Consider the following 21,892-nt stretch of genomic DNA (forward strand, 5'->3'; position numbering starts at 1 on the left):
AAGCCATGGCTCTCGCCGACAAGGACCGCATCTTCACCAACGTCTACGGCTACCAACCGTGGAACCTGCCTGCCGCGCAGGCGCGTGGGGACTGGGATAACACCAAGGCGCTGCTCGAACGCGGGCAGGACGGCATCATCGAGGAAATCAAGGCGTCCGGCCTGCGCGGCCGTGGCGGCGCGGGCTTCCCCACCGGCATGAAGTGGTCCTTCATGCCCAAGGAAAGCAAGGACGGCCGGCCCAGCTTCCTGGTGATCAACGCCGACGAATCCGAGCCAGGTTCGTGCAAGGATCGCGAGATCATCCGCCACGATCCGCACAAGCTGCTGGAAGGCGCGCTGGTCGCCGGCTTCGCGATGCGCGCGCGGGCAGCCTACATCTACATTCGCGGCGAATATATCCGCGAGGCCGAAACGCTGTTTGCCGCGCGGGACGAGGCCTATGCCGCCGGCCTGCTGGGCAAGAACGCCTGCGGTTCGGGCTATGACTTCGACGTCTTCGTCCATCGCGGCGCGGGCGCCTACATCTGCGGCGAAGAAACCGCGATGATCGAGAGCCTGGAAGGCAAGAAGGGCCAGCCGCGCCTCAAGCCGCCGTTCCCGGCCGGCGCGGGCCTCTATGGCTGCCCGACCACGGTGAACAACGTCGAATCGATCGCGGTCGCGCCCACGATCCTGCGGCGTGGCGCTTCGTGGTTCTCGTCGTTCGGGCGCGAGAACAACAAGGGCACCAAGCTTTTCCAGATCAGCGGGCACGTCGAACGGCCCTGCGTGGTCGAGGAAGAGATGTCGATCCCGTTCAGCGAACTGATCGAGAAGCACTGCGGCGGCATTCGTGGCGGCAAGGACAACCTGCTGGCCGTGATCCCCGGCGGTTCCTCGGTCCCGCTGGTTCCGGCGGCGGAAATCTGGGACGCGCCGATGGACTTCGACGGGCTGCGCGCGCTTGGCTCCGGCCTTGGCACCGCCGCCGTGATCGTGATGGACAAGTCCACCGACATCGTCCGCGCGATCGCCCGCCTGTCGCACTTCTACAAGCACGAAAGCTGCGGCCAGTGCACGCCGTGCCGCGAAGGCACCGGCTGGATGTGGCGCGTGATGGAGCGCCTGCGCACGGGCGACGCGGCGGTCGAGGAAATCGACATGCTGTTCAACGTGACCAAGCAGGTCGAAGGCCACACCATCTGCGCCCTGGGCGACGCGGCCGCCTGGCCGATCCAGGGCCTGATCCGTCACTTCCGCCCCGAACTGGAACGCCGGATTGCCGAACACGGCGCCGTGCGGGAGGCTGCAGAGTAATGCCCAAGGTCAAAGTCGACGGCGTAGAGCTCGAAGTTCCGGCAGGCGCGACCGTCCTGCAGGCATGCGAGCTGGCCGGCAAGGAAATCCCCCGCTTCTGCTATCATGAACGGCTGAGCATCGCCGGCAACTGCCGCATGTGCCTGGTCGAAGTGAAGCCCGGACCGCCGAAGCCGCAGGCATCGTGCGCGCTGCCGGCCGCCGAAGGGCAGGAAATCCGCACCGACAGCGAGATGGTCAAGAAGGCGCGCGAAGGGGTGATGGAGTTTCTCCTCATCAACCACCCGCTCGATTGCCCGATCTGCGACCAGGGCGGCGAATGCGATCTGCAGGACCAGTCGGTGGCCTACGGCCGGGGCGGTTCGCGCTATCACGAGAGCAAGCGCGCGGTCACCGAGAAGTACATGGGGCCGCTCATCAAGACGGTGATGACGCGCTGCATCCACTGCACCCGCTGCGTGCGCTTCTCCGAAGAGATCGCCGGCGTGGACGAGATCGGCGCGCTCTATCGCGGTGAAAGCACCCAGATTTCGACCTATCTGGAACACGCGGCGAAGCACGAACTTTCCGCCAACGTGATCGACCTGTGCCCGGTCGGCGCGCTGACCAGCCGCCCCTATGCGTTCGAAGCGCGGCCGTGGGAGCTGAAGAAGACACTCTCGATCGACGTTTCGGACGCGGTGGGCGCCAATATCCGGCTCGACAGCCGGGGTCGCGAAGTGCTGCGCGCGCTGCCGCGCGTGAACGACGACGTGAACGAGGAATGGCTGTCGGACCGTGGCCGCTATATGGTCGATGGCCTTACCCGTCGCCGGCTCGACAAGCCATGGCTGCGCCGTGACGGCAAGCTGCAGGCGGCCAGCTGGGCCGAGGCGTTCGATGCCATCGCCCGGATCAACCCGGGCTCATCGGTCGCGGTGATCGCGGGCGACCAGGTCGATTGCGAAACGATGTTCGCCGCGAAGAAGCTTGCCGGCGCTCTGGGTTCCTCGCTGCTCGAAGGCCGCCAGACAGGCATGGCCTATGACACGTCGAGCCTGGCGGCGGTGAATTTCAATTCGACGCTGGCCGGGATCGAGGATGCCGACGCGATCTTGGTCGTGGGCAGCCAGATCCGCGACGAGGCCCCGCTGCTCAATGTGCGCCTGCGCAAGGCGGTGAAGAAGGGCGCGAAGGTCTTCATCATCGGCCCCGCTTGGGAGCCGACCTATCCGGCGACCTTCCTGGGCGACGATGCCGCCATGCTGAACGCTTTGCCGGCCGATGTCGCCGATGTGTTCGCCAAGGCGGCCAAGCCCGCGATCATCATCGGTGCGGCCGGCATCGTGAAAGGCGCGCGCGAGGCGGGCCTGGCCTTCGCCGAAAAGTTCAACCTGGTGCGAGAAGGCTGGAACGGCTTCAACGTGGTCCACATGGCGGCCGCGCGCATGGGCGGGCTGATGCTGGGCTATGCGCAGAAGGGCGGCCTTGCCGATATCGTCGCAGCCAAGCCCAAGCTGGTGATTTCGCTCGGCGCGGACGAAGTGGACTGGACCCAGTTCGCCGGCAGCATGATCGTCCACATCGGCCATCACGGCGACAAGGCGGCCCATGCCGCCGACGTGATCCTGCCGGGCGCTGCCTACAGCGAGAAGGACGGCACCTACGTCAACACCGAAGGCCGCGTGCAATATGCCGAAAAGGCCGTCTTCGCGCCCGGCGACGCGCGCGAGGACTGGAGCATCCTGCGGGCCATGGCCGACGCGCTGAAAGTCTCGGTCGGGTTCGACAGCTTCGACGAATTGCGCATTGCCATGATCGCGGACGTGCCGGCACTGGGTGCCGAGGGACTGGCCGATTACGGCGCGCTGCCCGCCGCTCCTGCCGGGGCGAAGGCGGAAGGCGTGATCGCCGGCTACCCGATCAAGGATCGTTACCTCACCAACGCGATCTGCCGCGCCAGCCCCACTTTGCAGCGCTGCTCGGCCGAACTGCTCCATGGTGAAAGTTTCGCGGAGGCGGCCGAGTGAGCACGTCCAACACCATTGCCCGTCATGCCAGCGAAGGCTGGCATCTCTCTCCGGATGGCGCTTCGCCTGAGGCACGAGACCCCAGCCTGCGTTGGGGTGACGGCTTGAGGGAGCCGTCATGACCGCTTTCTTCCAGACTCTTGGCCTGCCTTATGAATGGGCCTGGGCGATCTCGACCATCTGCGGGATTCTGCTGATCGCGCTGCCGCTGATGCTCGGCGTGGCGATGATCATCTATGCCGACCGCAAGATCTGGGCGGCGATGGCGCTGCGCCGCGGCCCCAACGTGGTCGGCCCGTTCGGTCTGCTGCAGTCGTTCGCGGACGGCCTCAAGGTCATGCTGCAGGAAACGATCATTCCTTCGGCGGCCAACAAGGGCCTGTTCCTGATCGCCCCGATCATCACCTTCACGGTGGCGCTGATGGCCTGGGCGGTGATCCCGTTCAATTCGGGCGCGATCCTCGCCAACATCAACGTCGGCCTGCTCTATGTCCTCGCGATTTCGTCGCTGGGCGTTTACGGCACGATCATCGCCGGCTGGTCCTCGAACTCGAAGTACCCGTTTTTCTCGGCGATGCGCGCTTCGGCGCAGATGATCAGCTACGAAGTCTCGATCGGCTTCATCCTGATCTGCGTGGTGCTGTGGTCCGGCTCGTTCAACATGAACGAGATCGTCAAGGCGCAGCAGGGTCATGTGCTGGGGCTGTTCAACGGCTTCGTGTTCAACCCGCTGCTGTTCCCGATGTGGGTGATGTTCCTGATCTCGGGCATGGCGGAAACGCAGCGCGCGCCGTTCGACCTGACCGAGGCGGAGAGCGAACTCGTCGCCGGGTACCAGACCGAATATTCGTCGATGGCCTTCGCGCTCTACTGGCTGGGCGAATACGCCAACGTGCTGCTGATGTGCGCGCTCAACGCCACGTTGTTCTGGGGCGGATGGCTGCCGCCGCTCGACATTCCGGTGCTCTATCTGGTGCCGGGCGTCGTGTGGGTGCTGCTCAAGATCCTGTTCTTCTTCTTCATCTTCAGCTGGGTGAAGGCGACCGTACCCCGGTATCGCTATGACCAGCTGATGCGTCTGGGCTGGAAGGTGTTCCTGCCTGTCTCGCTGCTGTGGGTGTTCCTCGTCAGCGGCTACCTGATGCTTACGGGGCATTTCTCATGACCGTCGGACAGCTCATCAAGAGCTTCACCCTGTGGGAGTTCGTGAAGGCGCACTGGCTGACCTTGAAGTATTTCTTCAAGACCAAGGCGACGATCAACTACCCGTTCGAGAAGAACCCGCTTAGCCCGCGCTTCCGTGGCGAACACGCGCTGCGCCGCTATCCCAACGGCGAGGAACGCTGCATCGCGTGCAAGCTGTGCGAGGCGGTGTGTCCGGCCCAGGCCATTACCATTGAAGCGCAACCGCGCGAGGACGGCAGCCGCCGCACCACGCGCTACGACATCGACATGACCAAGTGCATCTTCTGCGGCTTCTGCCAGGAAGCCTGCCCGGTCGATGCCATCGTCGAAGGGCCGAACTTCGAATACGCGACCGAAACGCGCGAGGAACTGCTTTACGACAAGGCCAAGCTGCTGGCGAACGGCGACAAGTGGGAGCGCGCGATCGCTGCCAACCTTGAAGCCGACGCACCGTACCGGTAGGGGCGCGAAACCATGATCCAGGCATTTGCCTTCTATCTCTTCGCGACGCTCATGATTGTCTCGGGCGCCGTCACGATCCTGGCCCGCAACCCGGTCCATTCGGTTCTCTGGCTGATCCTGGCGTTCTTCAACGCCGCCGGCCTGATGATCCTGGTGGGGGCCGAGTTCATCGCGATGCTGCTGGTCATCGTCTATGTCGGCGCGGTCGCGGTGCTGTTCCTGTTCGTGGTGATGATGCTCGACATCGATTTCGCCGAACTGCGCGCCGGGTTCGTAAAGAACTTCCCGCTGGGAATGATCCTGGCGCTGGTGCTGCTGTGCGAACTGGTTCTGGGCATCGGCGCCTATCGCGCCGGCGCGATGCAGCTTGGCACGGCGGACGGGACGGCCGCGCCGCTGGCCGGGGCATCCAACATCGAATCCATCGGGGCGCTGCTGTACACGCGCTACCTCTTCCTGTTCGAAGCGGCGGGCATCCTGCTGCTGGTGGCCCTGATCGGCGCCATCGTGCTGACGCACCGCCAGCGTGGCGGGGTGCGCGGCCAGAACGTGGCGAAACAGGTCGCGCGCCGTCCGGAAGAGGCGACCATCAACGTGAAGCCGGAAGTGGGCAAGGGGGTCAGCCTCTAATGATCGGCATCGAACACTATGTCGTCGTCAGCTCGATCATGTTCGTGCTCGGCGTGCTCGGCATCTTCCTCAACCGCAAGAACGTCATCATCATCCTGATGGCGATCGAGCTGATCCTGCTGTCGGTGAACCTTAACCTGGTCGCCTTCAGCGCCTTCCTGCACGACCTTGTCGGCCAGGTCTTCGCGATGTTCGTGCTGACCGTGGCGGCGGGCGAGGCGGCGATCGGCCTTGCGATCCTGGTCATCTACTTCCGTGGCCGCGGCACCATCGCCGTCGACGACGTCAACCGGATGAAGGGCTGAGTACGCGATCATGTCTGCCATCCACATCATCGTCTTCCTGCCGCTGCTGGCGGCGATCATCGCCGGGCTGGGCAACAAGCAGCTGGGCAATGTTCCCGCCAAGGTGGTGACGACCGGCGCGCTGTTCATCTCGTGCGCGCTGTCGTGGCCGATCTTCCTGTCGTTCCTGTCGGGCCATGCCGAGGCGCATGTCTCGCCGGTGCTGCACTGGGTGACCTCGGGCAATCTCGATTTCGCCTGGGCGCTGCGCGTCGATACGCTGACGGCGGTCATGCTGGTGGTCATCACCAGCGTCTCCGCGCTCGTGCACCTCTATTCGTGGGGCTACATGAGCGACGAGCTGGACCAGCCGCGCTTCTTCGCGTACCTGTCGCTGTTCACCTTCGCCATGCTGATGCTGGTGACCGCCGACAACCTGGTGCAGATGTTCTTCGGCTGGGAAGGCGTGGGCCTCGCCTCGTACCTCCTGATCGGCTTCTGGTTCCGCAAGCCCAGCGCCAACGCCGCCGCGATGAAGGCCTTCGTGGTCAACCGCGTGGGTGACCTGGGCTTCATGATGGGCATCTTCGGCACCTTCCTGGTGTTCGGCACGGTTTCCATTCCCGCGATCCTCGAAGCCGCGCCGGGCATGGCCGGATCGACGATCGGCTTCCTCGGCCACCGCTTCGACACGATGACGGTGCTGTGCCTGCTGCTGTTCATCGGCGCGATGGGCAAATCGGCGCAGCTTGGCCTGCACACCTGGCTGCCGGACGCGATGGAAGGCCCGACGCCGGTTTCGGCGCTGATCCACGCCGCGACGATGGTCACCGCAGGCGTGTTCATGGTCTGCCGCCTTTCGCCGATGTTCGAAACCAGCCCGACGGCGCTGGGCTTCGTGACCTTCATCGGTGCGGCGACCTGCTTCTTCGCGGCGACGATCGGCACGACGCAGACCGACATCAAGCGCGTGATCGCCTATTCCACCTGTTCGCAGCTGGGCTACATGTTCTTCGCGGCGGGCGTCGGCGCCTATGGCGCGGCGATGTTCCACCTGTTCACGCACGCCTTCTTCAAGGCACTGCTGTTCCTGGGCGCGGGTTCGGTGATCCACGCGATGCACCACGAACAGGACATGCGCTATTATGGCGGCCTGCGGAAGCACATCCCGATCACCTTCTGGGCGATGACGGCGGGCACGCTGGCGATTACCGGCGTCGGCATCGTCGATGTCGTGGGCTTCGCCGGCTTCTATTCGAAGGACGCGATCCTCGAGGCCGCGTTCGCGCGCGGGACGGAGCTTTCGCACTTCGCCTTCTTCATGGGCATCTTCGCCGCGCTGCTGACCAGCTTCTATTCCTGGCGGCTGGTGTTCCTGACCTTCTTCGGCAAGCCGCGGTGGGAACAGTCCGAACACATCCAGCACGCGGTGCACGACGCGCATGGCCATGGTCATGATGATCACGGCCACGAAGGCCATGGACACGATCATCACGGGCACGACGATCACGGGCATCATGGCCATCACGGCGATGGCACGGCCGGCTATCATCCGCATGAAAGCCCGGCGGTGATGCTCACCCCGCTTGTCATCCTGTCGATCGGCGCGATCTTCGCGGGGCTGGTGTTCAACCACGCCTTCGTCAGCGAAGGCACGGGCGAGTTCTGGAAGGGCAGCCTCGTGTTCAGCGAGCACCTGATCCACGCGATGCACCAGGTGCCGCACTGGGTGAAGTGGGCGCCGTTCACGGTCATGGCGACCGGCCTGCTGATCGCCTGGTACGCCTATATCAAGAACACGAAGTTCCCGGCGGCGTTCGTCGACCAGTTCGGCTTCCTCTACCGGTTCCTTCTCAACAAGTGGTACTTCGACGAGCTTTATCACTTCATCTTCGTCCGTCCGGCGATGTGGCTGGGCCGGGTGTTCTGGAAGGTGGGCGATATCGGCATCATCGATCGCTTCGGCCCCAACGGCGCCGCCTGGGTGGTGGCCAAGGGCAGCCGTGCGGCGGTGAAGCTGCAGTCCGGGTATCTCTATAGCTATGCGCTGGTCATGCTGATCGGCCTGACGCTCGCAATCAGCTGGGTGATCGCACAATGACCGGGTTTCCGATCCTTTCGGTGATGTTGCTGGTGCCGCTCGTAACGGCGGTGGCCTGCCTCCTCGTCGATCGCGAACAGGCGCGCACCGTGGCGCTGGTGGGGACGCTGATCGATTTCGTCCTTGGCATGCTGCTGTGGGCGAACTTCGATACCGGCGGCGCGCAGTGGCAATTCACCGAACACGCCGCGCTGTTCGCGGGCTTCGAATGGAAGCTGGGCATCGACGGCATCGCGCTGATGCTGATCGCGCTGACGGTGTTCCTGATGCCGGTGTGCATCGGCGCCAGCTGGCTGTCGATCGACAAGCGCCAGGGCGAATACTATGCCGCGTTCATGCTGATGGAAACGCTGATGATCGGCGTTTTCGCGGCGCAGGACCTGTTCCTGTTCTACATCATGTTCGAAGCCGGCCTGATCCCGATGTATCTGATCATCGGCATCTGGGGCGGTGCGGAGCGCATCTACGCCAGCTACAAGTTCTTCCTCTACACGCTGCTCGGCTCGGTGCTGATGCTGATCGCGATGTTCTGGATGGTGAACGAGGCGGGCACGACCGACATCCCGACGCTGATGGTCTACAACTTCCCGGTCCACGCACAGACCTGGCTGTGGCTGGCCTTCTTCGCCAGCTTCGCGGTCAAGATGCCGATGTGGCCGGTCCACACCTGGTTGCCCGACGCGCACGTGCAGGCGCCAACCGGCGGCTCGGTGATCCTGGCCGGCGTGCTGCTGAAGATGGGCGGCTATGGCTTCATCCGCTTCTCGCTGCCGATGTTCCCGGAAGCCTCGGCGCAGTTCGCGCCGCTGATCTGGGGCCTGTCGATGGCGGCGGTGGTCATCACCTCGCTGATCGCGCTGGTCCAGCACGACATGAAGAAGCTGATCGCCTATTCCTCGGTCGCGCATATGGCGATCGTGACGATCGGCCTGTTCGCCTTCAACGAACAGGGCCTTGAAGGCTCGATGATCGTCATGCTGAGCCACGGCCTGGTGGCGGGCGCGCTGTTCCTGTGCGTGGGCGTGATCTACGATCGCCTGCATACCCGCGAGATCGACCGTTACGGTGGCCTGGCCATCAACATGCCCAGGTACGCGCTGTTCTTCCTGCTGTTCACCATGGCCTCGATCGGCCTGCCGGGCACCAGCGGGTTCGTCGGCGAATTCCTGTCGCTGTTGGGCGTGTACCAGGCGTCGAGCTGGGTGGCGCTGATCTGCACCACGGGCATCATCCTGGGCGCGGCCTACATGCTCTACCTCTACCGCCGCGTGGCCTTTGGCGAACAGAAGAACGCCGATGCCGCCGCGATGCCCGATCTCGATGCGCGCGAATGGGCGATGATGGTGCCGCTCGCGGCCGTGGTGCTGTGGATGGGCGTCTATCCGCAGTCGTTCCTCGATCCGATGAAGAAGGACATCGCCGCGCTCGATGCGCGCCTTGCCCAGGCCCGGCCCAAGGGAGATGCCGACGTGAAGATGGGGGCGCCCAAGCCGGCCGCCGAACATGAAGCGCACGAAGGGGAGGCGCACTGATGGAACTCGTTCGCTCCCTTCTGATCGTTGCGCCGGAAGAAGTGCTCAGCATCTCCGGCCTGCTGCTCCTGCTGGTCGCCGCTTGGGGCGGTGACAAGGCGGCGCGGACGATCTCGATCCTGTCGGTCGCCGCGCTGACGGTCTGCGCGATCCTTGTCGCCCCCGCGCTGTGCGGCGGCGCGATGGGGCCGGATACCGAGGCATTCGGCGGGCAGTACAAGGCGGACGCCTTCTCGGCCTTCGCCAAGCTGCTGGTCTATGCCGGTGCCGGCGTCACGCTGATCGTCGCGCCCGCGTTCTTCGACCGGGTCCGCGCGATGCGGGCGGAATTCCCGCTGCTGGTGCTGTTCGCGGCGCTGGGCATGGGCATGATGGTTTCGGCGGGCGATCTGCTGACGCTCTACATCGGCCTCGAACTCAACAGCCTGGCCTCCTACGTCCTCGCCGCGTTCCTGCGCACCGATGATCGCTCGGCGGAATCGGGCCTGAAGTATTTCGTGCTCGGCTCGCTCGCCAGCGGCATCCTGCTGTTCGGCATGAGCTTGACCTATGGCTTCACCGGCACCACCAGCTTCGAAGGTATCCGCCTGGCCCTGTCGGGCTCGCTGTCGACCGGCGCTACGTTCGGCATCGTGTTCGTGCTGGCGGGCCTGGCCTTCAAGATCAGCGCGGCGCCGTTCCACATGTGGACGCCGGACGTCTACGAAGGCGCGCCGACGCCGGTGACGACGTTCTTCGCCACCGCGCCCAAGGCGGCGGCGCTGGCGCTGCTGATGCGCGTCAGCCTGGAAGCGTTCGGCTCGCAGCCGGGGGCGTGGCAGCAGATCGTGATCTTTGCCTCGCTGTTGTCGATCGTGATCGGCGCGCTGGGCGCGATCGGGCAGGCGAACATCAAGCGCCTGATGGCCTATTCCTCGATCAACAATGTCGGCTTCATGCTGATCGGCCTTGCGGCGGCGACGCCCAAGGGCGCGTCCGCCATGCTGGTCTATCTCGCGATCTATGTCGCGATGTCGATCGCGGGCTTCGTGGCCATCCTTTTGCTGCGCGACGAGAACGGCGATGCGGTGGAAGCCATTTCCGACCTCGCCGGCCTGTCGAAGACCCGGCCGATGCTGGCGCTGGCGCTGGCGGCGGTGATGTTCAGCCTCGCCGGCATTCCGCCGCTGTTCGGCTTCTGGGGCAAGTTCGTGGTGTTCCAGGCCGCCGTGCAGGCCAATCTCGTGGCGCTCGCGGCGATCGGTATCGCGGCCAGCGTGATCGGCGCGTTCTATTACCTCAAGATCGTCAAGGTCATGTACTTCGACGAGGCAGCGGACCGGGTGAAGGGCGAGATTGATCTGGCGCATGGCGTGTTGCTGGCAGCGTCGGCGCTGTTCATCTCGCCGCTGGGCTATCTGCTGACCAAGTGGATCGGGACGCTGGCCGACAACGCCGCCACGGCGCTGTTCCACGTCGCTTGACCGCGCGAAGGCTGTCCAGCCTTGATCGAAACCGTCGCTGAAATCCCCTCCACCAACGCCGCGCTGCTGGCGCGGGTGAGGGAGGGGGAAGCCGTGCCGGAAGGGCACTGGCTGGTGGCCGACCGGCAAAGCGCCGGGCGCGGGCGCGCCGGGCGCGTGTGGTCCGATGGCGCCGGCAATTTCATGGGATCGACCGCGGTGCAGCTGCGCGCCGGCGATCCACCGGCGCAGACGCTGGCGCTGGTGGCCGGGGTCGCCGTGTTCGATGCGGTGAAGGCCTGTGCCCCCGCGATCGCCGATCTGCGGCTCAAGTGGCCCAACGATGTGCTTGTGGGCCATGCCAAGCTGGTTGGCATCCTGCTCGAACGGCAACGCGAAGCGGTGGTGGTCGGAATCGGCGTCAATCTGGCGCAGTCCCCGCAGGTACCGGGTCGCGCCACGGCCAGTCTTGCCGCGCTGGGCTTTCCCGTGAGGCGGGATGCGTTCGCGGAGCGGCTGGCGGCGGCCTGGGCCGATGCATTGTTGCGCTGGCGCCGGGGCGAATGGGCGCTGCTGCGGGGCGAATGGCTGGTGCGCGCGCATCCCGTCGGAACGCTGGTGACGGTCAAGGACCGCGATCAGGGCGAGATCATGGGCGCGTTCGGCGGCATCGACGAGGAGGGTGTGGCGCTTCTGCGCTTGGCGGACGGCTCCACCCGTGCCATCCACGCGGGCGATATTGAAATGGTGGGAACGGATGCTGCTCGCGATTGATGTAGGCAACACCAACGTTGTCTTTGCCCTCTATGCCGGACGGACGATCAAATCGCGCTGGCGCGTGGCGACCGACCCGCGCCGGACGGCGGACGAATACGCGGTCTGGCTGCTCCAACTGATGCAGTTGCAGGGCTTCGCGGCCGATGACGTCGATCAGATCATCGTTTCCACGGTCGTTCCGCGCGCGCTGCACAACCTGCAGGTGCTGGCTCAGAAGTACTTCCATCGCGATGCGCTGATCGCCGGGCAGCCGCCGATCGAATGGGGCATCGATATCGACGTGGACGAGCCGCGCTCGCTGGGGGCCGATCGCGCCGTGAACGCCATCGCCGCGCACGCCAAGTATCCCGGCGATCTGATCGTGGTTGATTTCGGCACGGCAACGACGTTCGACGTGGTGGATTTCAACGGTGCCTACAAGGGCGGGATCATCGCGCCGGGCATTAACCTTTCGCTGGAAGCGCTGGTCAATGCTGCCGCCAAGCTGCCGCGCATCGCCATCGCGCCGCCCAGCCGCACCAACAGTGTGATCGGGCGCAATACCGAGGATCAGATGCAGATCGGCGTGTTCTGGGGCTACGTTTCGTTGATGGAAGGGCTGATAGCACGGATGCGGGCGGAAGTGGGCCGGCCGGCCAAGGTGATCGCGACCGGCGGCCTTGCCGTGCTGTTCGGGGATCACACCACGATCTTCGATCATGTGGATACCGATCTGACGCTGGACGGTCTCGCGATCCTTGCGGAGCGTGCTCCCTCGTGAAGCCAGGAAAGGAACTGCTTTTCCTCGCCCTGGGTGGTTCGGGCGAGATCGGGATGAACGTCAACCTCTACGGGTGCGACGGCAAGTGGCTGATGGTCGATCTGGGGATGACCTTCGCCGACCCCTATTATCCCGGCGTGGATCTGGTTTTCGCCGATCTCGAGTTCATCGAGGAGCAGCGCGAAAACCTGCTGGGCGTGGTGCTGACCCACGCGCACGAGGATCACATCGGCGCGGTGCCCTATTTCGCGCAGGAACTGGGCGTGCCGCTCTTTGCCACGCCGTTCACCGCGCGGCTCGTCAACGAAAAGCTGGTCGAGGCGGGCATCGACGCGGACATCGAATTGAATGTCATTCCCAACGAGGGAGCGTTCTCGCTGGGGCCGTTCGATATCCGGTATGTGCCGCTGGCGCACTCGATCGCCGAAGGCAACGCGCTGCTGATCGACACGCCTTACGGCCGCGTGTTCCACACCGGTGACTGGAAGCTGGACGACGAACCGCGCATCGGCACGCCGGCGACCGAGGAGGAACTGACCGCGATCGGCGACGAGGGCGTGCTGGCGCTGGTGTGCGATTCGACCAACGTGTTCAACCCGGCCGCATCCGGTTCCGAAGGCGCGGTGCGCGCCGGCCTGCTGGAGACGGTCAGCCGCCAGCGCGGGCGGCGCGTGGTGGTGACGACGTTCGCTTCCAACGTGGCGCGGCTGCAGACGCTGGCCGAAGTGGCGCAGGCGACCGGGCGGCAGCTTTGCGTGGCCGGGCGATCGCTGGACCGGATCATTTCGGTGGCGCAGGCTTCGGGCTATCTCGAGGACTTCCCCGAAACGGTCAGCATGGACCGGGCCATGGACCTGCCGCGCGGCGAGATCATGGTGCTGGCCACAGGGGGGCAGGGCGAACCGCGCGCCGCGCTGGCGCGCATCGCCGCCGAACAGCACCCGATCCGCCTGGAGGAAGGCGATGTCGTGCTGTTCTCCAGCCGGCAGATACCGGGCAACGAACTGGCCATCGGCCGCGTGCAGAACGCGCTGGTGGCGCGCGGTGTGCGCATCGTGACCGACCGGCAAAGCATGATCCACGTGTCGGGCCATCCGGGGCGGCCCGAACTGGTTGCGCTCTATGACTGGCTGCGGCCGGAGATACTCGTGCCCGTCCATGGCGAGATACGCCATATGGCCGAACAGGCCCGGCTGGGGCTGGACGAGGGCATCCCGAAGGCGATCTTGCAGAAGAACGGCGATCTGCTGCGGCTGGCGCCCGACGGGCCGGTGAAGCTGACCGAGGTGCGCGCCGGGCGGCTCGTGCTGGATGGCGACATCATCGCGCCGGCGGATGGCGAGGCCATGGCAGCGCGGCGCAAGCTGGGGCTGAACGGGCTGGTTTCGGTGGCGCTGGCGGTGACGCCCGAGGGCCGGCTGGCCTCTTCGGTCGATGTCGGCAGCATCGGCCTGCCGCTGGACGAGGACATGGACCAGTTCGTGCAGGAAGCGCAGGCGGACGCTGCGCAGGCGGTCAAGGATCTGAAGGGCGATCGCAAGCGCGACAGGCTGGCGGTTGCCGAGACGGTGCGGCTGGCGGTAAGGCGGGCGGCGCAGCGCTGGTCCGGCAAGAAGCCGGTCGTCCAGGTCCTGCTGCGGGAAGGATAGGCCTGCCGTGCGCTGGACGTCGATCGTTGCGATCTATTCGCTGTTCTGGGTGTTCGCCGCCTTCCTGGTGATGCCGTTCGGCATCCGCACGCACGACGAACTGGGGATGGGCAAGGTGGACGGGCAGGCGCACAGCGCGCCCGGCAATTTCCGGCCCAAGCGGGTCGCGATCCGCGCCACCATCCTGGCGGCGATCCTGTTCGGGCTGTACTACGCGAACTACGTCAATCAGTGGGTCACCATCGACGATCTCGACTACGCCCGCAAACTGGGTGTCTGACCGGGTTTAGGCGCCTTCCAGCGCGTAGCCCGCGGAACGCACCGTGCGTACCGGATCGGCCGCTCCGGGGAGCGCGATCGCCTGGCGCAGACGGCGGATGTGAACGTCCACCGTGCGCAGTTCGATGTCGCTGCCGCTGCCCCACACCGCATCGAGCAGTTGCCCGCGCGAAAAGACGCGGCCGGGGTGTTCCATGAAGTGGCGCAGCAGGCGGAATTCGGTGGGGCCGATCTTTATCGCCTGCCCGCGCCGCATGACGCGATGGGCCGTGGGATCGAGCGAAAGATCGCCCACGGTGATGGTCTCTCCGGCCAGTGCCGGGCGCACGCGGCGCAGCACCGCGCCCACGCGGGCAATCAGTTCGCGCGGCGAGAACGGCTTGGTGACATAATCGTCAGCGCCGGTTTCCAGCCCGCGCACGCGGTCGTCCTCATCGCTGCGGGCGGTGAGCATGATGATCGGCACATGCGCCGTGCTCTTGTTGCGGCGCAGGCGGCGGCAGACCTCGATCCCGCTGGTGCCGCCGATCATCCAGTCCAGCAGGACCAGATCCGGCGTATCCTCGGCAGCGAGAAGCAGGGCCTCGTCGCCATCGTCGGTGGTGCGCACGTCGTATCCTTCGCCACGAAACCGGTATTCGACCAGTTCGGCAAGCGCGGTATCGTCTTCAACCAGAAGCAGTTTCGGGGCAGACACGGCGAACCTCCATGACAGGCAGGTTGCGAAAGCACGACTAATGTTACGGTGTCATTACGTCAGGCCGGATTACCTCAGGCAGGCGGAATCACATCCTCGCGTTCGGGCAGGTAGGCGCCGGTGGCGGCGTAGTGGACCATTTCGGCGATATTGGTCGCGTGATCGCCGATCCGTTCGATGTTGCGCGCCACGAACAGCAGTTGCGCCACGCTGGTGATGGTGGCGGGATTTTCGACCATGAACGACACGAAATTGCGGAACACGCTGTCATAGAAGGCATCGACCGTGGCATCGCGCGCGACGATCTCCGCCGCGGCCACCGGATCGCGCGCGGCGAAGGCGGTCAGCACATCATGCACCATTTCCGCCGCCAGTTCGTTCATCGCGGGCAGCAGCGTCAGCGGTTCGAAGCGCTTGCGGCCCTCGATGTGGCCGACGCGCTTGGCGATGTTCTTGGCATAATCGCCGATGCGCTCGATCACCCCGGCGATCTTCAGCGCGGCGACCACTTCGCGCAGATCGTCGGCCATCGGCGCGCGCAGGGCGAGAACGCGGATCGAAAGGCGGTCGACTTCCGCCTCGAGCTGGTCGATCCGCTTGTCGCGGGCGATCACGGTATTGGCGAGTTCCTGATCGCCCCGGACCAGCGCGTCCATCGCTTCGCCCACCGAAAGCTCCGCCAGGCCGCCCATTTCCGCGACCAGCCCGCGCAGGCGGGTGATGTCCTCGTCGAATGCCTTGACGGTATGTTCTGCCACCATCGTCCTATCCGTAGCGCCCGGTTATGTAGTCCTTCGTCCGTTCCTCACGCGGGTTCGTGAAGATGTCGGAGGTTTTCCCGTACTCCACGATCCTGCCAAGGTGGAAGAACGCGGTGCGCTGGGATACGCGGGCGGCCTGTTGCATCGAGTGTGTCACAATCACGATCGCATAGCGACCGCGCAGTTCGTCGATCAGTTCCTCGATGCGGGCGGTGGCGATGGGGTCGAGCGCGGAGCACGGCTCGTCCATCAGGATCACTTCGGGATCGACCGCAATCGCCCGCGCGATGCACAGGCGCTGCTGCTGGCCGCCGGACAGCGCGGTGCCGCTATCGGAGAGACGGTCCTTCACTTCGTCCCACAGGCCGGCGCGCTGGAGCGATTGTTCGACGATCGCGTCCAGTTCGGCGCGGCTGCCGGTCAATCCGTGGATGCGCGGGCCATAGGCGATGTTCTCGTAAATCGACTTGGGGAAGGGGTTGGGCTTCTGGAACACCATGCCCACGCGGGCGCGCAACTGCACCACGTCCATCCTGCTGCGGTAGATGTCCTCGCCGTCGAGCAGGATCTCCCCTTCCACGCGGGCGCTGGCGATCGTGTCATTCATCCGGTTGAGCGCGCGCAGGAACGTGGACTTGCCGCAGCCCGAAGGGCCGATGAACGCGGTGACATAGCGCTGGGGGATGTCGATCGAGACCTGATCGATCGCGCACTTGTCGCCATAGAACACGGAGACGTCGCGCGCGCGCATCTTGGGCACCGCCTCGTCCCCGCCATCGGCTTTGGCGGCGCGCGGATCGGCGCTGATGGGCTGGGTATTCATGTTACCACCGTTTCTCGAAGCGGTTGCGCAGATAGATGGCAAGGCCGTTCATCAGCAGGAGGAAAGCGAGCAGGACCACAATGGCGGCGCTGGTGCGCTCCACGAAGCCGCGATCGATCTCGTCCGACCACAGGAAGATCTGCACCGGCAGCACGCTGGAAGGCGACGTGAGATCGCCCGGCGGCGTGGCGACGAAGGCGCGCATGCCGATCATCAGCAGCGGCGCGGTTTCGCCCAGCGCGCGCGCCATGCCGATGATCGTGCCGGTGAGGATACCGGGCAGCGCCAGCGGCAATACGTGGTGGAACACCACCTGCACCGGGCTGGCGCCCACCGCCAGCGCGGCATCGCGAACCGATGGCGGCACGCCCTTGATCGCGTTGCGGCCCGAAATGACGATCACCGGCATCGTCATCAGCGCCAGCGTCATGCCGCCGATCAGCGGAGCCGAACGGTAATTGGGAAACAGGCCGAGGAAGACGGCCAGCCCCAGCAGGCCGAAGATGATCGAAGGCACAGCGGCGAGGTTGTTGATCGAGATCTCGATCAGGTCGGTCCAGCGGTTGCGGGGCGCGTATTCCTCCAGATAGAGCGCGGCCAGCACGCCGATCGGGAAGGCCAGGACCAGCGTGACCAGCATGGTCAGGATCGATCCCTTCAGCGCCCCCCAGATACCCACGCTTTGCGGGCTGGTCGCGTCCGAGCGGGTCAGGAAGCCGAAATCGAACGCGCGGACGAGTTTCCCCTCGCGCGCAAGCCGCGTCGCGATCACCCGCAGGTCCGGATCGCCATCGCCGCGCTGGGCGGTCGCCAGCTTGTCGCTGGCGGGCAGCGAAACGTTCAGCACGGCGTTGTTGAGCAGCGACGGATCGGCGATCAGCATGTCGGCGACCTCGCGCCAGGCATCGTCCGCCAGCAGGCGTGCGCCGCCTTTGCCGAAAGCGGCGTTGGCGGCAGTGTCGATCACGTGGGGCAACCCGGCCAGTTCCAGCCCGCCGGCGGGATCGGGCTGGCCCAGCCGTTGCGCGTCGATCTGCATCGAACCGCGGATTGGCACGGCCATCCGCAATTCGCTGCGCTTGAAGCCGCTGACGCCGTTGGCGGTCATCGACACCAGCAGGAAGGCCAGCACCAGCGCGGAGAATATCACGGCGGAAAGGCCCGCCAGCCGGAACAGCCGGTCGACCGCGTAGCGACGGGCAAGGCCGGCTTCCATGCGCGCGCGACGAAGAGCGCGGATGTGTTCCTGCTCGGTCGCGCGGCTACCGGCCGCTGTCCTCGCTTCATCCATCGGCGGCATCATTCATAGGCCTCGCGATAGCGCTTCACCACGCGCAGCGCGATGAAGTTGAGCGCCAGGGTGACCAGGAACAGCACCATGCCCAGCGCGAAGGCGCTGAGCGTGGCCGGATGGTCGAAGCTGCCTTCGCCGGTCAGCATGGCAACGATCTGGAAGGTGACCGTGGTCATGCTCTGGAACGGGTTGAGCGTGAGGTTGGCCGTTGCGCCGGCGGCCATGACCACGATCATCGTTTCGCCGATGGCGCGGCTGATCGCCAGCATCACCCCCGCGACGATGCCGGGCAGGGCGGCGGGAATCAGGACGAGCCGGATGGTCTCGGCGCGGGTCGCGCCCATGGCCAGGCTGCCATCGCCCATGGCCTGCGGCACGGCGGCAATCGAATCATCGGCCATGGAAGAGACGAAGGGCACGATCATGATGCCCATGACCAGCCCCGCCGCGATCGCGCTTTCGGTGGAAGCGTTGGCGATGCCGATGGCCTGCGCGGCATCGCGCACCGCCGGCGCCACGGTCAGCGCCGCGAAATAGCCGTAGACCACGGTGGGAATGCCGGCGAGGATTTCCAGCAGGGGCTTCATCAGCTGGCGCACGCGCGGGCTGGCGTACTGGGTCAGGTAGATAGCGCTCAGCAATCCCAGCGGGATCGCCACGATCATGGCGATCACCGCGCCGATGTAGATCGTGCCCCAGAACAATGGCAGCGCGCCGTACTTGCTGCCATCGGGCGCGCTCGTGCTCATCGGGTCGGGCGACCAATGCGTCCCGAACAGAAAGTCCGTGGGTGAGATCATCCCGAAAAAGCGTATTGTTTCAAAGATCAGGCTGATGATGATGCCAATCGTGGTGAGGATCGCCACCAGCGAGGCGAGCAAAAGCACTGCCATGACCGCCCGTTCCACGCGCGTTCGCGCGGTGAAATCGGGGCGCAGGCGCAGGAACGCGAAGGCCCCGCCGGCAAAGGCGATCAGCACGGTGATGGCCAGCCCGATCGACTGGAACTTCTGCAGCGCGGCGCGGAGCGGTTCGACCAGTGCCTGCGCTTCGGCATTGAAGACCCCGTAAGCGCGCCCATCGGCGACGGCATAGGCTTCCGCCAGCATGGTATCACGCTCGAACCCTGTCGGCGGCAGGATCGTCGCGGCGGGATCGGACAGAACCTGGTGCGTGACCAGCGCGGGGCTGATCGTATTCCATGCGAGCGCGAACAGCAGGGCCGGCACGGCGATCCACAGGGCCACGTACCAGGCGTGAAAGCCGGGCAGCGAATCGATGCGGCCGCGCGGCGCGGTCCGGCGGAACGCCCAGGCGCGTCCGCGCGCGGCCAGCCATCCGACCAGGCCTAGCCCGAAGGCAAGCAGAAGAAGCACGGCGGAGGGCATGAGGCCGAACGGTACTCCCTACTTCAGCGGCGCGCCATCCAGCGCCGGCATCTCTTCCACGATCCTGCGGCTTTGCGCGAGCACCGCGTCCGGCGCCACCACCATGCCGAGCCGGGCAAGGGAACCGTCCTTGCCCCACAGCCTTGACCATTCCGTGACATAGGCCTTGAGGCCGGGAATGGCGCGCAGGTGCGCCTTCTTCACGTAGATGTACAAGGGCCGGGCGCCGGGATAGCTGAAGTCCGAAATGGTCTGGTAGCTGGGCTGCACGCCGTTCATGGTCAGCCCGCGCAGCCGGTCGGCGTTCTCCTCCAGATAGGAAAAGCCGAAGATGCCGATCGCCTTGGGATTGGCCTCAATCTTCTGGACGATCAGGTTGTCGTTTTCCCCGGCATCGACATAGCCGCCGTCCTCGCGCACTTCGCCGCAGATCGCGTCATGGCGGGCGGCGTCGCTGCCTTTCAGCGCGGCCATCGCCGGATCGGCATCGCAGCCCTTCACCAGGATCAGTTCGCGCAGCGCATCGCGCGTGCCCGATGTGGAGGGCGGGCCATAGACCAGGATCGGCATGGCGGGGAGGGCGGGGTTTACGTCCTTCCAGGTGCGCGCCGTGTTCGGATGGCCATAGGGATTGCGGGCCAGCGCGCGATAGACGTCCTGTGGCGTCAGCGCGATGCCGGGGCCGTCACGCCCTTCGGCGAAGGCCACGCCGTCCAGCCCCACCTGGATCTCGACGATATCCTTCACGCCATTGCGCCGGCAATCCTCGAATTCGGACTTCTTGATCCGGCGCGACGCGTTCTCGAGATCCGGGAACTGCGGACCAACGCCACCGCAGAACAGCTTCATGCCCGCGCCGGTGCCGGTCGATTCGATGATCGGGGATTTGATGCCCGTTTGCGCGCGCGCCAGCGATTCCGCGACAGCCTTGGCAAAGGGGTAGACCGTCGACGATCCCACGGCGCGAACCTGATCGCGCGTGGCCATCTGCTGGCCGCAGGAGGACAGCAGAAGGACCAGCAAAGGCAAAGCAATCCGCCTCGTCATCATCGAACCGCTTTCCTTCGAGGCTGCCGCCACGGACTCCTGAGGCGAACACCCGGCTTTCCGGCCACCTACCCCCTTGCGGTGGTTTTGTGACAGTTATGTGACGGTCGTCCGTTGTGGCTGCGTTAGGCCGCCGCCTCCGCCGCTTCAAGGTCGGGCGCGATCGAGAAACGCACGGTTACAGTCGTGCCTTCGCCCAGCTTGCTGGTGATATCCAGCCGTCCGCGGTGGCGTTCGACGATGTGCTTGACGATGGCGAGGCCAAGGCCGGTCCCGCCGGCGGCGCGGCTGCGGCTGGGATCGGTGCGGTAGAAGCGCCGAGTCAGATAGGGAATGTGATCGGGGTGGATGCCTTCGCCCTTGTCGGTAACCGTCAGCACCGCTTCGTGCCCCTGGGTGTGGACCCCCACGCGCACCGGCGCCTTGGGATCGCCGTACTTCAGGGCGTTGTCGATCAGGTTGCGGATCAACTGGTCCAACTGCTGGCGATCGCCGATCACGACCGCCTCGGTGCTGTCGACCGCGATCCGGCTTTCGCCCACCGTAAAGCCCACTTCGCCCCCGATGCTGGCGGCCAGCTGGCCCAGATCGATGCGTTCCTTGGGCGGTTCGTGCTTCTCCGCTTCGATCCGGGAAAGCGACATCAGGTCTTCGACCAGCGTCTGCAGCCGCTTCGCCTCGCGCAGCACGGTGTTGTGGAAGCGCGCGGCTGTGGCTTCGTCCACCTTGGCGTCGGGATCGGCCAGCGTCTCGATATAGCCGATGATCGAGGCCAGCGGCGTGCGCAGTTCGTGGCTGGCGTTGGCCACGAAATCGGTGTGCGCGCGGCTGATGTCCGCTTCGGCGGTGCGGTTGACCAGCTCGATCAGCGAATAGCGTTCATCGATCGCCACGCGCGAAACCTGCCAGATGCTGCGCGATCCGGTCAGCCCGCGCACCAGCGCGCGGCCTTCCGGCTGATCGAGCAGGGTGATCGCTTCGGGGTGGCGCAGCGCCACGCGCGCGTCCTGGCCCACGACATGCGGCCCCAGCGCTTCGCGCGCGGCGGCGTTGGCGGCGGCGATACGCTGCCCGTCCAGCATCATCACGGGCACGCCGAACGGCTCGATCAGCTCGATCATCGCCTGGCGCGAAACGCTGCCGTCGTCAGGCGGGAGCGCTTCCACCACGGGTTCGGGCCGGGCCAGCCACAGGCTGGCGAGCCAGACCACCAGCACGGCCAGCGTCAGCCAGAAGCCTGCCCCGGCGAGCAGCATCGCGCCGGACGCGCACAAGGCAATGATGATGGCCGGAACCATGCTGGGCGCAAGACCGGGCCAAGGCGGAGCGGAACCCTTCATCGAATGGCGTATTCCGAAAGAGAGATGGCATCCGAATCCCGGCCGCGCGGTTGCGACCGGTTCGGGCATAGGTCAGGCCGCGATGACGGCGCAAGTGGCTCACTGCGTTGTCACAAACCGGTGCGGGGATGCTC

The 21,892-nt window shown here is 65.6% G+C and carries 20 protein-coding genes; 13 read left to right on the plus strand and 7 right to left on the minus strand.

Annotation, left to right across the window (positions count from 1 at the left end; genetic code table 11):
* The first annotated feature begins 5 nt into the window (after positions 1 to 5).
* The 13 genes from nuoF (at position 6) to F1640_RS16980 (ending at position 14,409) form a co-directional block, all read left to right on the plus strand.
* Entirely contained in the window at positions 6 to 1,298 is a 1,293-nt protein-coding gene (gene nuoF / locus F1640_RS16920; RefSeq protein WP_124807920.1) for an NADH-quinone oxidoreductase subunit NuoF, read from the plus strand.
* On the plus strand, positions 1,298 to 3,307 hold the full coding sequence (gene nuoG / locus F1640_RS16925) for an NADH-quinone oxidoreductase subunit NuoG (protein WP_194920249.1): 2,010 nt from the start codon (positions 1,298 to 1,300) through the stop codon (positions 3,305 to 3,307). The genes nuoF and nuoG overlap by 1 nt, the downstream gene beginning before the upstream one ends.
* Positions 3,308 to 3,425: 118 nt before the next feature.
* Complete coding sequence (nuoH, locus tag F1640_RS16930) at positions 3,426 to 4,472, plus strand: NADH-quinone oxidoreductase subunit NuoH (RefSeq protein WP_136955287.1); 1,047 nt, start codon at positions 3,426 to 3,428, stop codon at positions 4,470 to 4,472.
* A complete protein-coding gene (gene nuoI, locus F1640_RS16935) occupies positions 4,469 to 4,954 on the plus strand; it encodes an NADH-quinone oxidoreductase subunit NuoI (RefSeq protein ID WP_124807918.1) in 486 nt (161 codons plus the stop codon). Before nuoH ends, nuoI begins: the two co-directional genes overlap by 4 nt.
* Positions 4,955 to 4,966: 12 nt before the next feature.
* Positions 4,967 to 5,584, plus strand: a complete 618-nt coding sequence (locus tag F1640_RS16940; RefSeq protein WP_124807917.1) for an NADH-quinone oxidoreductase subunit J — start codon at positions 4,967 to 4,969, stop codon at positions 5,582 to 5,584.
* Positions 5,584 to 5,889, plus strand: a complete 306-nt coding sequence (gene nuoK / locus F1640_RS16945) for an NADH-quinone oxidoreductase subunit NuoK (RefSeq protein WP_124807916.1) — start codon at positions 5,584 to 5,586, stop codon at positions 5,887 to 5,889. Before F1640_RS16940 ends, nuoK begins: the two co-directional genes overlap by 1 nt.
* A 10-nt stretch (positions 5,890 to 5,899) precedes the next feature.
* On the plus strand, positions 5,900 to 7,969 hold the full coding sequence (gene nuoL / locus F1640_RS16950; RefSeq protein WP_194920251.1) for an NADH-quinone oxidoreductase subunit L: 2,070 nt from the start codon (positions 5,900 to 5,902) through the stop codon (positions 7,967 to 7,969).
* A complete protein-coding gene (locus F1640_RS16955) occupies positions 7,966 to 9,501 on the plus strand; it encodes an NADH-quinone oxidoreductase subunit M (protein WP_194920253.1) in 1,536 nt (511 codons plus the stop codon). The genes nuoL and F1640_RS16955 overlap by 4 nt, the downstream gene beginning before the upstream one ends.
* Positions 9,501 to 10,964 (plus strand): NADH-quinone oxidoreductase subunit NuoN, encoded by a 1,464-nt coding sequence (gene nuoN, locus F1640_RS16960; RefSeq protein ID WP_194920255.1) that lies wholly within the window; start codon positions 9,501 to 9,503, stop codon positions 10,962 to 10,964. Before F1640_RS16955 ends, nuoN begins: the two co-directional genes overlap by 1 nt.
* A gap of 21 nt (positions 10,965 to 10,985) precedes the next feature.
* The gene (locus tag F1640_RS16965) at positions 10,986 to 11,717 is read left to right on the plus strand and encodes a biotin--[acetyl-CoA-carboxylase] ligase (protein WP_194920258.1); all 732 of its coding nucleotides are present in this window, start codon (positions 10,986 to 10,988) and stop codon (positions 11,715 to 11,717) included.
* Positions 11,701 to 12,480: a type III pantothenate kinase gene (locus F1640_RS16970; protein ID WP_125955072.1), complete on the plus strand. Its 780-nt coding sequence runs from the start codon at positions 11,701 to 11,703 to the stop codon at positions 12,478 to 12,480. The genes F1640_RS16965 and F1640_RS16970 overlap by 17 nt, the downstream gene beginning before the upstream one ends.
* The gene (locus tag F1640_RS16975; RefSeq protein ID WP_194920259.1) at positions 12,477 to 14,129 is read left to right on the plus strand and encodes a ribonuclease J; all 1,653 of its coding nucleotides are present in this window, start codon (positions 12,477 to 12,479) and stop codon (positions 14,127 to 14,129) included. The genes F1640_RS16970 and F1640_RS16975 overlap by 4 nt, the downstream gene beginning before the upstream one ends.
* Before the next feature lie 7 nt (positions 14,130 to 14,136).
* Complete coding sequence (locus F1640_RS16980; RefSeq protein ID WP_124807909.1) at positions 14,137 to 14,409, plus strand: DUF1467 family protein; 273 nt, start codon at positions 14,137 to 14,139, stop codon at positions 14,407 to 14,409.
* Positions 14,410 to 14,415: 6 nt separating this feature from the next.
* Here F1640_RS16980 and phoB read toward each other — a convergent pair whose 3' ends face one another.
* The 7 genes from phoB to F1640_RS17015 all read right to left on the minus strand — a co-directional run bounded on the left by phoB (position 14,416) and on the right by F1640_RS17015 (position 21,758).
* Positions 14,416 to 15,105, minus strand: a complete 690-nt coding sequence (phoB, locus tag F1640_RS16985; protein WP_124807908.1) for a phosphate regulon transcriptional regulator PhoB — start codon at positions 15,103 to 15,105, stop codon at positions 14,416 to 14,418.
* Positions 15,106 to 15,179: 74 nt separating this feature from the next.
* Complete coding sequence (gene phoU / locus F1640_RS16990) at positions 15,180 to 15,866, minus strand: phosphate signaling complex protein PhoU (RefSeq protein WP_124807907.1); 687 nt, start codon at positions 15,864 to 15,866, stop codon at positions 15,180 to 15,182.
* 4 nt (positions 15,867 to 15,870) lie between these two features.
* Entirely contained in the window at positions 15,871 to 16,689 is an 819-nt protein-coding gene (gene pstB, locus F1640_RS16995) for a phosphate ABC transporter ATP-binding protein PstB (RefSeq protein ID WP_194920261.1), read from the minus strand.
* 1 nt (position 16,690) lies between these two features.
* Positions 16,691 to 17,980 carry a phosphate ABC transporter permease PstA gene (pstA, locus tag F1640_RS17000; RefSeq protein WP_194920263.1) on the minus strand — a complete coding sequence of 430 codons (1,290 nt, stop codon included), beginning with the start codon at positions 17,978 to 17,980 and terminating at the stop codon, positions 16,691 to 16,693.
* An 8-nt stretch (positions 17,981 to 17,988) separates the two neighbouring features.
* Positions 17,989 to 19,371: a phosphate ABC transporter permease subunit PstC gene (gene pstC, locus F1640_RS17005; RefSeq protein WP_194920265.1), complete on the minus strand. Its 1,383-nt coding sequence runs from the start codon at positions 19,369 to 19,371 to the stop codon at positions 17,989 to 17,991.
* An 18-nt stretch (positions 19,372 to 19,389) separates the two neighbouring features.
* Complete coding sequence (locus F1640_RS17010) at positions 19,390 to 20,421, minus strand: substrate-binding domain-containing protein (RefSeq protein ID WP_194920266.1); 1,032 nt, start codon at positions 20,419 to 20,421, stop codon at positions 19,390 to 19,392.
* 122 nt (positions 20,422 to 20,543) lie between these two features.
* Positions 20,544 to 21,758, minus strand: a complete 1,215-nt coding sequence (locus tag F1640_RS17015; protein WP_124807902.1) for a cell wall metabolism sensor histidine kinase WalK — start codon at positions 21,756 to 21,758, stop codon at positions 20,544 to 20,546.
* Between the last annotated feature and the right edge of the window lie 134 nt (positions 21,759 to 21,892).

Origin of the sequence: Novosphingobium sp. NBM11 (genome assembly GCF_015390225.1) — a bacterium.
In the GTDB taxonomy this organism is placed as follows: Bacteria; Pseudomonadota; Alphaproteobacteria; order Sphingomonadales; family Sphingomonadaceae; genus Novosphingobium.

Bases quoted from the DNA above. Each gene is read 5' to 3' on its own strand.
- nuoF (WP_124807920.1), top strand. From the start codon at position 6: ATGGCTCTCGCCGACAAGGACCGCATCTTCACCAACGTCTACGGCTAC.
- nuoG (WP_194920249.1), top strand. From the start codon at position 1,298: ATGCCCAAGGTCAAAGTCGACGGCGTAGAGCTCGAAGTTCCGGCAGGC.
- nuoH (WP_136955287.1), top strand. From the start codon at position 3,426: ATGACCGCTTTCTTCCAGACTCTTGGCCTGCCTTATGAATGGGCCTGG.
- nuoI (WP_124807918.1), top strand. From the start codon at position 4,469: ATGACCGTCGGACAGCTCATCAAGAGCTTCACCCTGTGGGAGTTCGTG.
- F1640_RS16940 (WP_124807917.1), top strand. From the start codon at position 4,967: ATGATCCAGGCATTTGCCTTCTATCTCTTCGCGACGCTCATGATTGTC.
- nuoK (WP_124807916.1), top strand. From the start codon at position 5,584: ATGATCGGCATCGAACACTATGTCGTCGTCAGCTCGATCATGTTCGTG.
- nuoL (WP_194920251.1), top strand. From the start codon at position 5,900: ATGTCTGCCATCCACATCATCGTCTTCCTGCCGCTGCTGGCGGCGATC.
- F1640_RS16955 (WP_194920253.1), top strand. From the start codon at position 7,966: ATGACCGGGTTTCCGATCCTTTCGGTGATGTTGCTGGTGCCGCTCGTA.
- nuoN (WP_194920255.1), top strand. From the start codon at position 9,501: ATGGAACTCGTTCGCTCCCTTCTGATCGTTGCGCCGGAAGAAGTGCTC.
- F1640_RS16970 (WP_125955072.1), top strand. From the start codon at position 11,701: ATGCTGCTCGCGATTGATGTAGGCAACACCAACGTTGTCTTTGCCCTC.
- phoU (WP_124807907.1), bottom strand. From the start codon at position 15,866: ATGGTGGCAGAACATACCGTCAAGGCATTCGACGAGGACATCACCCGC.
- pstB (WP_194920261.1), bottom strand. From the start codon at position 16,689: ATGAATACCCAGCCCATCAGCGCCGATCCGCGCGCCGCCAAAGCCGAT.
- pstA (WP_194920263.1), bottom strand. From the start codon at position 17,980: ATGGATGAAGCGAGGACAGCGGCCGGTAGCCGCGCGACCGAGCAGGAA.
- pstC (WP_194920265.1), bottom strand. From the start codon at position 19,371: ATGCCCTCCGCCGTGCTTCTTCTGCTTGCCTTCGGGCTAGGCCTGGTC.
- F1640_RS17010 (WP_194920266.1), bottom strand. From the start codon at position 20,421: ATGATGACGAGGCGGATTGCTTTGCCTTTGCTGGTCCTTCTGCTGTCC.
- F1640_RS17015 (WP_124807902.1), bottom strand. From the start codon at position 21,758: ATGAAGGGTTCCGCTCCGCCTTGGCCCGGTCTTGCGCCCAGCATGGTT.